This window comes from Amphibacillus cookii, from assembly GCF_016908375.1.
Taxonomy (GTDB): Bacteria; Bacillota; Bacilli; order Bacillales; family Amphibacillaceae; genus Amphibacillus_C; species Amphibacillus_C cookii.
The window spans coordinates 46,689-62,073 of sequence record NZ_JAFBDS010000006.1 but is presented as its reverse complement, the minus strand read 5'-3'; the positions used below and the strand labels follow the sequence as shown (position 1 = coordinate 62,073).

The 15,385-nt window shown below is 37.7% G+C and carries 13 protein-coding genes, 1 other RNA gene and 1 other annotated feature; of the genes, 11 read left to right on the top strand and 3 right to left on the bottom strand.

The window, feature by feature from the left end:
- The first annotated feature begins 5 nt into the window (after positions 1-5).
- The 6 genes from dtd to phoU all read left to right on the top strand — a co-directional run bounded on the left by dtd (position 6) and on the right by phoU (position 5,536).
- Positions 6-455: a D-aminoacyl-tRNA deacylase gene (dtd, locus tag JOE23_RS09825; RefSeq protein ID WP_204438060.1), complete on the top strand. Its 450-nt coding sequence runs from the start codon at positions 6-8 to the stop codon at positions 453-455.
- A gap of 666 nt (positions 456-1,121) precedes the next feature.
- The gene (locus JOE23_RS09820; protein WP_204438059.1) at positions 1,122-2,120 is read left to right on the top strand and encodes a PstS family phosphate ABC transporter substrate-binding protein; all 999 of its coding nucleotides are present in this window, start codon (positions 1,122-1,124) and stop codon (positions 2,118-2,120) included.
- A gap of 71 nt (positions 2,121-2,191) precedes the next feature.
- Entirely contained in the window at positions 2,192-3,148 is a 957-nt protein-coding gene (gene pstC / locus JOE23_RS09815; protein WP_204438058.1) for a phosphate ABC transporter permease subunit PstC, read from the top strand.
- Positions 3,149-4,033 (top strand): phosphate ABC transporter permease PstA, encoded by an 885-nt coding sequence (gene pstA / locus JOE23_RS09810; protein ID WP_204438057.1) that lies wholly within the window; start codon positions 3,149-3,151, stop codon positions 4,031-4,033.
- A gap of 17 nt (positions 4,034-4,050) precedes the next feature.
- Positions 4,051-4,857: a phosphate ABC transporter ATP-binding protein PstB gene (gene pstB / locus JOE23_RS09805; RefSeq protein WP_204438054.1), complete on the top strand. Its 807-nt coding sequence runs from the start codon at positions 4,051-4,053 to the stop codon at positions 4,855-4,857.
- 19 nt (positions 4,858-4,876) lie between these two features.
- Entirely contained in the window at positions 4,877-5,536 is a 660-nt protein-coding gene (gene phoU / locus JOE23_RS09800; RefSeq protein ID WP_204438053.1) for a phosphate signaling complex protein PhoU, read from the top strand.
- A gap of 209 nt (positions 5,537-5,745) precedes the next feature.
- On the opposite strand, the gene JOE23_RS09795 is transcribed toward phoU, so the two are convergent.
- Positions 5,746-6,825: an N-acetylmuramoyl-L-alanine amidase family protein gene (locus JOE23_RS09795; protein WP_204438047.1), complete on the bottom strand. Its 1,080-nt coding sequence runs from the start codon at positions 6,823-6,825 to the stop codon at positions 5,746-5,748.
- A gap of 158 nt (positions 6,826-6,983) precedes the next feature.
- Positions 6,984-7,205: a binding site (T-box leader), on the top strand.
- 113 nt (positions 7,206-7,318) lie between these two features.
- Between JOE23_RS09795 and hisS the strand changes: the two genes are divergently transcribed.
- The 3 genes from hisS to ssrS all read left to right on the top strand — a co-directional run bounded on the left by hisS (position 7,319) and on the right by ssrS (position 10,650).
- A complete protein-coding gene (gene hisS, locus JOE23_RS09790; protein WP_204438046.1) occupies positions 7,319-8,584 on the top strand; it encodes a histidine--tRNA ligase in 1,266 nt (421 codons plus the stop codon).
- Positions 8,585-8,598: 14 nt separating this feature from the next.
- Positions 8,599-10,380, top strand: coding sequence for an aspartate--tRNA ligase (gene aspS / locus JOE23_RS09785; RefSeq protein ID WP_204438045.1), 1,782 nt, complete (start codon positions 8,599-8,601; stop codon positions 10,378-10,380).
- An 85-nt stretch (positions 10,381-10,465) separates the two neighbouring features.
- Positions 10,466-10,650: non-coding RNA, 6S RNA (gene ssrS / locus JOE23_RS09780), on the top strand.
- Positions 10,651-11,391: 741 nt separating this feature from the next.
- Here the strand turns inward: ssrS and JOE23_RS09775 are convergent.
- The gene (locus JOE23_RS09775) at positions 11,392-12,039 is read right to left on the bottom strand and encodes an RsfA family transcriptional regulator (protein ID WP_204438043.1); all 648 of its coding nucleotides are present in this window, start codon (positions 12,037-12,039) and stop codon (positions 11,392-11,394) included.
- Between the two features lie 90 nt (positions 12,040-12,129).
- Positions 12,130-13,401, bottom strand: a complete 1,272-nt coding sequence (locus tag JOE23_RS09770; protein ID WP_204438042.1) for a replication-associated recombination protein A — start codon at positions 13,399-13,401, stop codon at positions 12,130-12,132.
- A gap of 375 nt (positions 13,402-13,776) precedes the next feature.
- Here JOE23_RS09770 and cymR point away from each other — a divergent pair, with 375 nt between their 5' ends.
- Both cymR and JOE23_RS09760 read left to right on the top strand, forming a co-directional pair.
- A complete protein-coding gene (gene cymR, locus JOE23_RS09765) occupies positions 13,777-14,196 on the top strand; it encodes a cysteine metabolism transcriptional regulator CymR (RefSeq protein ID WP_204438041.1) in 420 nt (139 codons plus the stop codon).
- 26 nt (positions 14,197-14,222) lie between these two features.
- Positions 14,223-15,365 (top strand): aminotransferase class V-fold PLP-dependent enzyme, encoded by a 1,143-nt coding sequence (locus JOE23_RS09760; protein ID WP_204438040.1) that lies wholly within the window; start codon positions 14,223-14,225, stop codon positions 15,363-15,365.
- The last annotated feature ends 20 nt before the right edge of the window (positions 15,366-15,385 follow it).

The following is a 15,385-nucleotide window of genomic DNA, read 5'->3' as shown; positions in this document are numbered from 1 at the left end:
TTTTTATGAGAGCAGTCATACAAAGGGTAACTGAGGCGAAAGTGAGAGTGGCTGAGCAAGTAATTGGTCAAATTGGCCAAGGTTTAGTTGTATTATTAGGCATAACGCATGATGATTCGAAAGAAGATGCAGATTATTTAGTCAAAAAAATAAGTCATCTTCGTATCTTCGAAGATGATCAAGAAAAAATGAACTTATCCTTATTAGATGTTAAAGGTCAATTATTGTCAATATCACAATTCACTTTATATAGTGATACACGGAAAGGTCGCCGTCCTAACTTTATGGAGGCCGCAAAGCCTGACCAAGCTGAGCCATTATATGATTATTTTAATCAACAAATGCAACAATTAAGTGTTACGGTTAAAACAGGAAAGTTTGGTGCGATGATGGATATCGATTTAATAAATAATGGGCCGGTAACGATTATGATTGATAGTCGAGATCGCCAATAATAAAAAACATGCCCTTAATGCGGCATGTTTTTTGGGTTCTTTGTCAAATGATGTTGGTGAGAATTTTTGCCGGCAATTTTATAGATGAATTTCACAAATATTCAAGTCGGATTATGCTGCTTGAATGTTTGTTTGGTTAGGTGCATTTTGGACTGATTTCGATTCAATAGATCTTAACTTAATTTGAATGTCTATCTACACGTGAATTCATACGGGTTCGGTCAGGAAGTGATGAGACTCCTGCAGGAATAGCACGAGCTGAAGCCGTGCCTGCGGAAAGCGAATCCCTTGCTTTTCGGAACGACATAACGTGCTAAACGCATGCAGAAGTAATGTCAACAAGCCTATTGAACACGATCAAGGTTGAATGACTATTTTCAGTGTGCGAAAGTTGAATGATTATTTATCCGTATTTCTATTTAAAGTTTTACATGCAATTATTTTTAGAAAATAGCTTTAGCGTATTGTATATTTGTGACGTCAAAAATGAGGTCACTTCCCCCAAAAAACCCCTAAAGCAAGTCATCTCGAGATAAACATCATTTTAAAATTTACAAGTTCTTAACATTCAATTAACGATAAGTTCAAACTTAGGCGTTAAGATGGGTTTGTGGCCAAGTTAAAAAGCCCGTGAATCATATATAGAAACTGAGGAGGATTTATTTGATGAAAAAAATGAAGTTAGTAGGACTAGGTTTATTTATGATCTTAATGATTGGTTTTTTAGCGGCATGTGGGGGAGACGACGCCAATACTGATGCTGATCCAGCAGATTCAAATGATGAAACTGAAGATAATCAGGCTAGTGACGAAGCATTGTCAGGTAGTGTTGTTATTGATGGATCTGGAACTGTTTATCCATTAATGGCGCGTGTAGCGGAAGAGTATATGACTGTCGCTCAGCATGATGTATCAGTTGAAGTTGCTCGTGCAGGAACAAGCGCAGGTTTTGCTAGATTCCTAGTTCCGGACGGTACTGATTTTAACGATGCCTCCCGTCAAATTAAAGAGGAGGAATTACAAGCTGCAGAAGAAGCTGGCTTTGAAGTGAAAGAGCTAAAAGTAGCTTTAGATGGTTTAACCTTTGTGGTTCACCCTGATAACGACTGGGCAACAGAATTAACTGAAGAAGACGTTGTTAACATTTTTCGTGCAGATGGTGGTATTACACAATGGTCTGATATAAATTCTGACTGGCCAGCAGAAGAAATTAATACGTATGGTCCTAATGAAAATCATGGAACATACGAATTCTTTTATGAAAAGATATTAGATGAAGCTGATCTTGTAGACGGTGTTGATTTACAACAAGAGTATTCAACGTTAGTTACACTGATCAGTGAGGATGAGAATGCAATTGGATTCTTTGGTTTTGGTTACTATGTAAATAATCAAGATCAATTAGGTGTAGTAAGTGTTGATTTTGGTGATGGTCCGGTAGAGCCAACGCTTGAGACGATTGATGAGAGCGGCGATTATGCGCCATTTACTCGACCCGTATTTACTTACTTAAATTTAGATATGGCAGCATCTAAGCCTCAAGTACTCGATTATGCGATTTACTTAATGGATAATGTTAACACCTTTGCAGGTGAAACGGGCTTTGCTCCATTACCTGAAGAGGAAGTACAAGCTGATGTTGAATTTTTAGAAGGCTTAAAATAAATAGATTGATGAGGGTGAGAAGAGGGCAATGAAGCTCTCTTCTTTACCGTCAGCTTAAAGGTGGGTTAATTGTGTCAATAAATAGTCATACAAATACACAAGATACTGTGCGTGTAAAAACATTAATTGAAGAGAGTAAAGATTCAAGAAAGTTACTCATGCTTGGTGAAAAAACAATACCCAAGGTTTTATTTGTTGTAGCATTCTTATCCTTGTTAACGACGGTAGGTATTGTGCTTGTCCTTGTTACTGAAACCATTGAATTTTTTGAACGTGTCTCTGTCATTGAATTTTTTACAGGTACAGTATTGAGGCCGTTAAGTCAAAATCCTGAGTTTGGTGTATTGCCGTTGATTAATGGAACGATCATTTCATCGCTCATCGCCATGCTTGTTGCAGGACCGATTGGAATAATGACGGCTGTTTTTTTAAGTGAATACGCATCAGATCGTACCCGTCGTGTGCTGAAACCGATGCTAGAGTTATTAGCTGGTATTCCGACGATTGTCTATGGGTTCTTTGCTTTTACTTTTGTTACACCACTTTTGCGTCAGTTTATTCCTGAATTAGGGGCAACGAATATTCTAAGTCCGGGGCTTGTGATGGGAATCATGATTATCCCAATGATTGCTTCACTATCTGAAGATGCGATGAGTGCTGTTCCTAACGCCATGCGTGAAGGTGCACTCGCCTTAGGTGCGACAAAGCTTGAGGTAACCTTTAAAGTCATTATACCAGCTGCGCTTTCTGGCATTATTGCTTCTTTTGTACTGGGGATATCCAGAGCGATAGGGGAGACGATGATTGTCACCATTGCCAGCGGTAGCTCAAAGAACTTCACTTTAGATGTTACAGAATCGATGCAAACGATGACAGCATATGTGGTGGAGGTTGCAGCTGGAGATGCACCTGCTGGTTCAACGATTTATTATAGTTTATACGCCGTTGCGATGACACTCTTTTTATTTACTTTAGTGATGAACATTTTAGCACGCTATGTTTCTCGTCGCTTTAGGGAGGAATATTAAATGAAATATATGGAATCTGACCAAGTCTTAAAAAAAATGAATCGCCGTATTTTATATAACAACCTATTTAAAGGTGTATTCTTTTTAGCAACGACAGTAGGGATTATTGTGCTAGCGATATTACTGATTCAAGTGTTTACAGAAGGTATAGGCTACATTAATGTGAATTTTTTAAGTGGACGGTTGTCAACTGATCCTGATCATGCAGGGATAATGGGGGCCATTTTAGGTACACTTTGGCTAATGGCTGTTGTTATACCGATTACGATGTTATTAGGCGTTTGTACGGCTATTTATAATGAACTTTATGCGAAGCAAGGAAAAGCCCAATCAGTTATCCAGACAAACATCGCTAATTTGGCAGGCGTACCTTCAATCGTTTATGGAATTTTAGGGATGACTATTTTTGTCCGTACACTTGGTTTAGGAAGTGTGGTGTTAGCTGGTGGATTAACCATGTCTTTACTCGTTTTACCGATCGTTATTGTTTCCAGTCAAGAAGCCATTCGTGCAGTGCCACAACACCTAAGTGAGGCTTCTTTTGGCTTAGGGGCGACAAAATGGCAAACAGTAAAAAACATAATTTTACCAGCTGCTTTACCGGGTATTTTAACCGGAACAATTCTTGCGTTATCTCGAGCGATTGGTGAAACGGCTCCACTTGTTGTGTTAGGTATCCCCGCACTACTGATTCCTTTTCCCGGTGGGTTATTTGATCGTTTTACAGTGCTCCCTATGCAAATTTATTATTGGACATTAGATGCCTCATTAGTTGATGAATACGCAAACTTAGCTTCAGCGACTATCATTGTATTATTATTCATGTTATTCCTGTTAAATTCAACTGCAATAATCATACGAAATAAATTTCAAAAAAGATATTAACTATAGGAGGGAAACAAATGGATTTTGTTACAGGGGTAGCCCTTAATCAAACGGTTGAAGCGTCAAATGAAAATATTGTTTATTACACAGAAGATTTAAACTTATGGTATGGGCAAACCCATGCTTTAAAAAATATAAATCTACCGATCTATGAAAAAGAAGTGACCGCAATAATAGGTCCTTCCGGATGTGGGAAGTCAACATTTTTAAAAACATTAAATCGGATGGTCGAACTCGTTCAAGGTGTACAGACCTCAGGTGTTATTCACTATCGTGAACGGAATATTTTAGATAAAACGTTTCAAGTTGAAGAATTAAGAACAAAAGTTGGCATGGTTTTTCAAAAACCTAATCCATTTCCTAAGTCGATATATGATAATGTAGCTTACGGTCCTAAAATACACGGAATTAAGAGTAAAAAGATACTCGATCAAATTGTTGAGAAAAGTTTAAAAGGTGCAGCGATATGGGATGAAGTAAAAGACCGTTTAAAAGAAAATGCTTATAGCCTATCTGGTGGTCAGCAACAAAGATTGTGTATTGCTCGAGCATTAGCCATTGAACCCGATGTTATTTTAATGGATGAGCCTACGTCAGCATTAGATCCTAAATCAACATTAAAAGTAGAAGAACTCATACAAGAATTGAAAAAGGATTACTCAATCGTCATTGTCACGCATAACATGCAACAAGCTGCACGCATTTCTGATCGGACAGCATTTATGTTAAATGGTGAATTAATTGAATTTAAAGATACAGATACCATTTTTTCAACACCAGAAGATAAAAGAACAGAAGATTATATAACGGGTCGTTTTGGTTAAACATTAAGGAGGTATTTTAATGGTTGGACGTGAGCAATTTGATCAAGAGCTTTTGGAAGTAAAAGATAAAGTAATTCAATTGGCAAGATCTTCTCGTCGCCAATTAGAACAATCGGTTGAAGCACTCTATCAAGCTGATGTTAACTTAGCTGAACGGGTGATTAAAGCTGATGAACAATTAGATGAAATGGATCTTTCAATAAATGAAGCGGCAATTCTATTAATTGCCCGTCAACAACCGGTTGCGACAGATTTAAGGAAGCTAATTGTTGCGATTCGAATATCGACAGATCTAGAACGCATGGCTGATAACGCTAAAAACATTGCCAGGTCAGCCATTCGGCTAGGAGAGGATCATCAGTTAACCATTCATTCATCATTAGCGGATATGCGAGATATTGCGTTTAGAATGATTGATCTTGCAATAGATGCTTATTATAAAGAAGATGTAAAATTAGCAAAGCAATTATCTGAATTAGATGATTTAATCGATAATATGTTTAGTCACGTGCTTGAGGAACTGTTGCATATGTCAGCAAGTAATCCGCAAAAGATTCAATTAATTATGCAGATGGCCTTTAGTGCTCGATATATTGAACGTTTTGGTGATCATTTAACGAATATAGCTGAAAATGTGATGTATTTAGTTAAAGGCGAAACATTTGATTTGAATGAATAAACAAAAACAAAGGATAAGGCGGTTAAACCCTTATCCTTTGTTCTATGTTAGAGAAGCAGAAAAGATTAACAAAGCATGGAGATGACTTTCTAAAGAGCAGCATAAGAAAGTCAACATTTGCTAAAGATGATCGAATCTGCATTTTTCTGTATGAAATAAGTGTTAAATTAATAAACATATTCACGCTAACTGCTTGCTATTTTAAAGGATTAATCATTAAAATAGGCTTTCAATCCTTCAATAATCCCTTGACTAATGTTGAGTTGATAAGTATGCGATTGGATATTTTGCTCTTCTTCGGTATTTGATAGAAAACCAAGTTCAAGTAACAAACTCGGACGCTTAGATACCCTTAGAATAAGATAATCACCTGATTCAAAACCGCGATCATTGGCTTCTGTTTTTTTAATTACAGCGTTGTGTACAGCTGTTGCTAACCCCTGATCGGTTTCATTTCGATAAAATGTATTGATACCAGTAGCTGATGGATATTGGGGTTCGCTATTATAGTGAATACTTAAAAATACATCTGCATGTACGTAATTGGCTAAAGATGAACGCGGTGTTAAAGCGTAATAGAAATCATCATCGCGGGTCATATACACCTTAGCACCTAGCAATTCTAATTGATGTTGTAAGATTCTTGATGTGTATAGGGCATAATCACTCTCATATCGATCAGTAACGCTAACCGCTCCAACGTCATGTCCACCATGTCCAGGATCGATAACAATCGTTTTTCCTTGCAATGTAGCTAAAGTACTTGATTGCTTATTAATCATTTCATCCACCATTATAGCTGGAATGTAACCGTGTTGTTCTTGCCATTCAACTTCTATCCAATCCTCATTTACATGATCAAGAACAGTTACTTCTTCATTATAAGGAATTTCATCCAGTTTAGTCGAATGGGCAGTGGGTTCACTTCGTAAGTTAACGACTTCAACTGGGATTTTAAAAGCATACGGAAAGGAAAGATGGTCATCGCGTTGTGTTTCCACGTCGTGATGGTTTGTATTTTCGCTAATTATTGAGGCATATTGACGGCTCACCCAGCCGACTTCTCCATTGTACTCAATGGCAAACCAGTCCGCTTGTTCTTCTTCTAGAGGGAAGGTATCTCCATCATTCGCATGACCCAAGGGATCAAACTGCGTCCCCGGTCCGCTTCGAATCAAAAGGTCATTTGTATCAATTCTAACCGACTGTGCAGATAGCATTGGTGATGGAAATATAATCAATAACAAACAAATGGTTATAAAAATAATTATGTACTTTTTTGGAAACATAAAAAACCCCTCCAACTGATCTCACCTTTAATGATAATCAAAAGTGAGCATTAAAGTCAAAATATTCTTTAGTCTGGTAAAGAAATTTAACAAATCAGGCTTGACAATAAGCAACGCAAACAGTAATATTATAAACAATTCTAATCATTTAGATAAATTTAATACCAATGAGGGAAAGAGTAGTTAAAACATGTAGATGAAAGAGAGGAGATCTATTAGCTGAGAGGGTCTCTATCCGGCATTTTAATGAAAGACATTCCTTAGGTGCTATGTTGAACGTTTAGTAAGCATAGCCGCGGACAAGCGTTATTTGTTTAAAGTGGGATTAATTATTATTAATTCAACTAGGGTGGCAACACGGGTATTCGCTCGTCCCTTATTTTTAGGGAGGCGTTTTTTTTGTGTTTAAAACTATAAAAAAACAATGATCTACTCTCTTAAACGATTTACATAGAAGATGTTTGATTTTAACTAAGTAATAGGAGGAAAGAAGATGATTAATTTACCAAGAGGGACTCAGGATATTCTTCCAGGAGAAAGTGAAAAATGGCAGTATGTTGAAAGCAAATTTAATGAGTGGTGCCGACGTTTCAATTATCAAGAAATACGAACACCAATATTTGAACATACTGAGTTATTTCAAAGGGGAGTCGGTGATACTACTGATATTGTCCAAAAAGAAATGTATACTTTTGATGATCGAGGGAATAGAAGCTTAACCTTGAGGCCAGAAGGTACAGCTTCAGTGGTGCGGGCTTTTGTTCAACATAAATTGCATGGCTCAGCTAACCAACCACAAAAGTTATTTTACAGTGGTCCTATGTTTCGATATGAACGCCCCCAACAAGGGCGCATGCGTCAATTTGTTCAATTTGGAATTGAAGCATTAGGTAGTGTTGATCCTGCCATTGATGCCGAGGTGATTGGTTTGGCCATGTCTTTTTATCAAAGCTTTGGTCTGAAATCGTTACGCCTCGTTTTAAATTCACTTGGTGACCAAGCGAGTAGAGAACATCACCGTGAAGCACTAGTTAAACACTTTATGCCACACAAAGATGAATTATGTTCGGATTGTCAAAGCCGTTTAGAGAAAAATCCTTTACGGGTGTTAGATTGTAAAAAAGATAAAGATCATCCAGCAATGGCTAGTGCACCTAAAATACTTGATTATTTATCAGAAGCTTCAGAACTTTATTTCGATCGATTAAAGACATATCTCGATGCCATGGACATTCCTTATGTGGTCGATCCTAACCTTGTTCGAGGTTTGGATTATTACAATCATACAGCATTTGAAATTATGAGTGATGCAGAGGGATTTGGGTCAATTACAACACTTTCTGGTGGTGGACGTTATAATGGGCTCGTTGAAGATTTAGGAGGTCCAAGCACACCTGGAATTGGCTTTGCTTTAAGTGTTGAGAGATTGTTAATGGCATTAGACGCAGAAGGGATACATTTGCCGGTAGCTCAAGGCTTAGATTGTTATGTCGTGTCAATCGGTGAAAAATCTGAATTGAAAGCAGTCGAATTGGTTCATCAAATGCGCCTAGCTGGTATTCAAGTGGATAAAGATTACTTAAACAGGAAAATGAAGGCTCAATTCAAGACAGCTGATCGTCAACAAGCGAAGTGGGTTGTTATTCTTGGTGATGAAGAAATATTAAACAAAGAAGCAATGGTTAAGAATATGGATAATGGTGAACAAACAGCTGTTAAACTTGACCAGCTCATTTCATATATTAAAGAACGGTTATAAGGGGGCTTATATTAATGACAGAACAACGTCAGCTTGCTGGTGAACTAACAAAAGAAAATATAGGAACAAAGGTATTACTTAAAGGATGGGTTCAGAAACGACGTGATCTAGGTGGCTTGATATTTATTGATTTGCGTGACCGTTCTGGTGTTGTACAAGCTGTTTTTAATCCGGCGATCTCTGAAAAGGCGCTTTTGATAGCTGAAACAGTGAGAAGTGAGTACGTCATAGAGCTAGAAGGTGAAGTTGTTAAACGTGATGCTGAAACGGTTAACACTAAATTGAAGACTGGGGAAATTGAAGTATCGGTAAGTCACGTCAAGATATTAAATGAAGCTAAAAATCCGCCATTTACTGTTTTGGAAGGTGATGATATTTCTGAAGATGTTCGTTTGAAATATCGTTATATCGATTTGCGCAGAGAATCCATGCAATACACATTTAAATTACGACATCATGTTTCACAAGTTATTCGACAATACCTCAATGAACAAGGTTATTTAGAGATGGAGACGCCAATGCTGACCAAAAGTACACCAGAAGGTGCAAGGGACTATCTTGTTCCAAGTCGTGTTCATCAGGGGCATTTTTACGCTTTGCCACAATCGCCACAACTGTTTAAACAATTAATTATGATGGCTGGCTTTGAACGTTACTTTCAATTTGCGCGTTGTTTCCGTGATGAAGATTTGCGAGCAGATCGTCAACCAGAGTTCACGCAAATTGATATTGAGACATCTTTTATGACAAGTGACGAAATTATTGATATGACAGAGCAAATGATGAAGCGCATTATCAAAGATGTAAAGGGAATAGATATTTCATTACCATTACCAAGAATGACCTACGATGAGGCTATGTCACGTTATGGTTCTGATAAACCAGACACGCGCTTCGGACTAGAACTTATTGATGTATCTAAATTGGTTATCAATTCAGATTTTCAAGTGTTTTCAAGTGCGGTTTCATCTGGTGGAAAAGTAAGTGCCATTAATGTTGAAGGCCAAGCTGAGAAATTTTCAAGAAAAGATATTGATAAATTAACAGACTTTGTTAAGATATATGGCGCTAAAGGTTTGGCATGGTTAAAAGTGGCAGAAGGCGAGTTGAAGGGACCGATCGCTAAGTTTTTTGATCAGGCTGCTCAAACAGAATTAGTCACACATTTATCTGCAAAAAATGGGGACTTACTTTTATTTGTTGCTGACCAAACGCAAGTTGTAAATGACAGTTTAGGTGCGCTAAGACAAAAATTAGCAAAAGAATTAGGTTTAATTAATACCGATCAATTCAACTTCTTATGGGTGACTGATTGGCCATTATTAGAGTATGATGAAGATGCTGGCCGCTATTTTGCAGCACATCATCCATTTACATCACCGATCGCATCTGATTTGGATAAACTTGAAACAGATCCTGGTTCTGTTAAAGCAGAGGCCTATGATTTAGTTCTAAATGGGTTTGAACTAGGAGGCGGTTCACTTCGCATTCATAAAAAGGAACTACAGGAACAGATGTTTAAAGTGCTTGGTTTTTCAAAAGAAGAAGCTACTGAGCAGTTTGACTTCCTTTTACAAGCTCTTGAGTATGGTGCTCCTCCGCACGGTGGTATTGCTTTAGGTTTTGACCGTTTAGTTATGCTGTTAGCAGGTAAAACAAATCTAAGGGACACAATACTATTTCCTAAAACGGCATCAGCTTCAGATCCATTGACAAATGCACCCGGACAAGTAAGTTCAAAGCAGTTAGATGAACTTCATTTACAACGATTAAACACGGAAAACAAAGAAGAATAGGGTGTTGAAATCCCTTTCATAACGACTTGATTATTTTATTTTTATATGCTAATATATGAGCATAAGTCAATAATGAATCGGTTAATAAATCCTGATGTGTGCGTTGAAATTATTAATGTTTTGACCGAACATTATAAAGTCGGGAGCTTGACGTTTCCTTGTGGATTACATGCCTTGTTGTGTTGAGGAAGTAAAAAGCAAGGGACAAAGCACCCACCTGCCAAGAGCGGGTTCAAAACTTTTTATTTAGACGGCACGATCGGGATTGATTCATCGACCAAATAATGAGAGCACATTTCACTAGTGAAATGTGCTCTTTCTAGGTTGTATCCTATTTGACGTTGGTGAAGGAAATTCTCTATTTCATGCGTTTGTGAAATGAGGGTAGACTTTCGTTAACGTCATTTCTATTTCTCTAAAAATAGAAATGGGTTCAGTCATCCAGTGATTCGCTTTCCGCAGGCACGGCTTCAGCTCGTGCTATTCCTGCCGGAGTCTCATCACTTCCTGACCGAACCCGTATGAATTTACGTGTAGATAGACATTCAAATTAAGTTAAGATCTATTGAATCGAAATCAGTCCAAAATGCACCTAACCAAACAAACATTCAAGCAGCATAATCCGACTTGAATATTTGTGAAATTCATCTATAAAATTGCCGGAAAAAATTGTCACCAACGTCATTTGACAAAGAACCTCTTTCTACATGCTTGGCTCTATATGTGATGGTGATCACGACTGTATCAAGGTTTAAACGGTTTTTAGATGAGGATCGGCCGTTCCTCCGTGGAAAGCAAGTGAGGATCTTAACATTTCCTTTCTCTACTTAAAGACACTTCTACAAAAAAGAGATGGTGTGATTTTATTCACACCATCTCTTTTAGCAGAGCGCAACAAATCTCTCTATTCATAACGTAGTCTTTTTTACGATAAATGACGTACAAACCAATGTTGATGAACGCATGGATGCTTCGTAAAACGTAAAGACTGACTAGATAAAAAGACCTTATTTATCTTGCTACTTGCTCTAGATTACCGTTTTTGTCCATTATAAAAGTTGGTAGTTTCTTCTCATCTTCGTCACTGAATACAACCATTTTTCTCGCACGATCCATAATCTTTAAGAAAGTTTGATAATCTTCTTGAACCGTTTCTAACTGTTTCTGCAATGATGCAACCTCTTGCTTTAATTGTTTATTTTCAGTAAGCAATGCCTGGTGTTTTTGTTCAAGGTCACTATATGCGATGACTTGTTTGTTGGATTGCTCTGTTTGTTTTTTTAAGCCAACTAAATAATGAATAACCGCATTTAAATCTAAAGTCTCTTGTTTAGAATGATTGTAGAGTTGCTTTTCTAATTGCTCATTGTTTTCCTCTTTAAAGAGGGAGGTGGTCGTTTGATTGGTTTTATGTTGACGTAATTGCTCGCGTTTATTTTGCTTTCTTTGACGCTTGGCAATGGCAACAGCTTGGTCATAGTTTTGTCGAACTTCAGCATTCCATCTAAATCCGCAAGCGGCTGAGGTGCGATTTAGTTGATCGCCAACTTCTTCAAAAGCATTTAATTGTGTACTACCTTCACGAATATGTCGCAAGACAGTTTCTGCCAAGAGTAGATCGTCTTCATGTGACCACGCATCTTGTCTAACTTTCGCCATTCTTTTCACTCCTTAGTCAATTGATCTACTTAGTAACTTGTCAGATCAATAGGTTGTTTATAAGAAAAGTATGGTCAAAACCTAGTTTATTTATTCATGATTATTTAATTGCTCATACATCTGTTTTAATGCACGTTCAAATTTACCAGTATCTAATGGTTGATAATATTTTTTGTCTTTTAAAGGATCGGGTAAGTATTGTTGTTTAATCCAGCCCCCAGGATAATTGTGTGGATATTTATATTCTACGCCACGTCCAAGTTTACTTGCACCTTGGTAATGGCTATCTTTTAAATGTAATGGAATATCACCCATTTGACCATGTCTAATATCATAAAGTGCTTCATCCAATGCTTTATAAGCTGAATTAGACTTTGGTGATAAACATAGCTCCACAATAGCAACAGCTAAGGGGATCCGTGCTTCTGGAAACCCAATTCGTTCAGCTGCTTCAATAGCAGCTAAAGTACGTGGGCCTGCTTGAGGGTTAGCAAGGCCAATATCTTCATAGGCGATCACTGTCATACGTCGTGCTATGCTATCCAAGTCACCAGCTTCAATCAAACGCGCTAGGTAGTGTAAGGCGGCATTTACATCGCTCCCTCGTATTGACTTTTGAAAAGCAGAAAGTACATCATAGTGGGCGTCACCATTTTTATCATGTGAAAAACTTTTTTTCTGCATACAAGATTCAGCTACGATTAAATCAACATTAATGGTTTGATCAGCAGATGTCTTTGTAGAGAAGGCAGCTAACTCTAATCCATTTAATGCAGCACGTAAATCACCATTAGCTGATTGCGCGAAGTGGTCAAGCGCTTCCGGTGTAATGCTTAGCTGTCGATTTCCAAGCCCGTGATCGACATCGTCAATGGCACGAACTAACGCTTGTTTAATTTCAGTCGTTGTGAGTCGATGCAATTCAAATAAATGCACACGGCTACGGATCGCAGGGTTTATTGCATGATACGGATTACTTGTTGTACAGCCAATTAAAGTAATTAGATTACTTTCAACATGAGGCAGCAAATAATCTTGCTTGCCTTTGTCTAGTCGATGCACTTCATCCAAAATGATGACTAGTGTGCCAGACATTTTTGCTTCTTCAACCGCTATCTCCATCTCTTTCTTTTTGTCTATTACAGCATTTAAAAGTTTATAACGTAAATCTAATGATTTTGCTAATGCGATAGCCATCGATGTTTTCCCTGTTCCTGGGGGACCAAATAAAATCATTGATGCGAGTCGTTTAGCATCAATCATACGACGAATCGTTTTGCCCTCTCCCACAAGATGGTCTTGACCAATAATATCATCAATATGATTAGGACGTAGCCTGTAAGCTAAAGGTTGCTGTACCATATATCAATAACTCCTTCATTTTGTTGAAAGTACCAACGTTAAAAATGTATTTGACTTGACTTTAGTTATTTCTATCGTTTAGAATATTCTACATTTGTATAGAAGCATAGTGAACAAATTCACTTCACTCGTCCTTAGTTGTTTTTAAATCGATAGGGGTGTCTTATATATATGAAACATGACGCCTTCATTAGATTATAGAAGAATCGGAAGTTTGACCATATATATAGGATAAATGGTTAGGATTGCTTTCATCGTACTTATTTCAGCGTTGAAATGCAAGTAATAAATAATTCATGCTATAATAGCGAAGTAGCTAAAGAAGGAATAAGTTAAATAGAATTTTATTGGTTAAAGATATAGGAGAGGGTCATTATGAAAATTTCAACCAAAGGCCGTTACGGCTTAACCGTGATGATTGCATTAGCTAAACATACTGGTGAACGTCCAATGTCATTAAAAAGTATTGCACAGAACCATGATTTGTCAGAGCATTATCTTGAACAGCTAGTTCCGGCACTACGCAATGCCGGTCTTGTCAAGAGTATTAGAGGAGCATATGGTGGCTATATGTTAGCAAAGCCTGCTAATGAGATTACAGCAGGTGACATTATTCGTATATTAGAGGGACCTATTACACCTGTTGAAGGTATTGAAAATGAAGAACCCGCTAAGCAAGCTTTATGGATAAGGATTCGTGATGCAGTAAAAAATGTACTTGATACAACGACATTAGATGATTTATCAAAATACGATCAACTTGAAGATAACGAACCCTATATGTTTTACATTTGAGAATTTTGAGCAGGGAGGTATGTATAGTGGATGCCATTTATCTAGATCATGCTGCAACAACACCGACACATCCTGAGGTTATTAAAGCTATGAGCGAAGTAATGGAAGAGTCATTTGGTAACCCTTCAAGTATACATGGATTTGGTAGACATGCTCGATCTTTACTTGACGAAAGTAGACGTTATTTGGCACGCTCAATCGGGGCAGGCGAAAAAGAAGTATATTTTACAAGTGGGGGCACAGAAGCAGACAATCTCGCTTTAATAGGGGTTGCACAAGCTAATAAAAACAAAGGAAAACACATCATCACGACTCAAATTGAACACCATGGTATCTTACATGCTGCTGAACATCTTGAAGCTATCGGTTTTGAGGTGACTTATTTGCCTGTTGATGCGTATGGACAAGTAGATATCGAAATGGTAAAAAAACATTTAAGAGAAGATACCATCCTCGTCTCCGTTATGATGATTAATAATGAAACAGGTGCCATACAGCCGATTAAGCAAATAGCAACTTTACTAGAAAGTCACCAAGCTTATTTTCATACGGATGCGGTGCAAGCTTATGGACTTAAGCGAATAAATGTTGCAGACTTAGGTGTTGACTTAATGTCGATCACAGCTCATAAGTTTAATGGTCCTAAAGGGGTGGGCTTTCTTTATGTGAAACAAGGCGTTAAGTTTACAGCTTTATCGCACGGAGGAGCACAAGAGCGCTTAAAAAGGGCTGGTACAGAAAATCTTCCAGCTATTGTTGGAATGAAGCGTGCTATTGAAGTGATTGAAGAAAATAACTATTTAAATTTTGAACGGTATAAGCAATATAGAGATCAGTTTTACACGCAATTAAAGGCTGAGTGTGATTTTGTTGTCAACGGTCAATACGATGACCAATCACCTACTATTTTAAATATCAGCTTCCCTAACACGAATGTTGAATCGTTGTTAATGAACTTAGATCTTGAGGGGATTGCTGCCTCAAGTGGAAGTGCTTGTACAGCAGGATCACTTCAATCATCGCATGTGTTGGTGGCGATGTATGGTGCTGATGATCCCCGAACGCAAAATTCAATTCGTTTTAGCTTTGGTCTGGCTAATAATCAAGATCAGATAATTGAAGCAGCCACGCGTGTCGCTCGTATCGTCAAAAGGTTAACTAAAAAATGATAAAAACAGGAGGTGTTAAT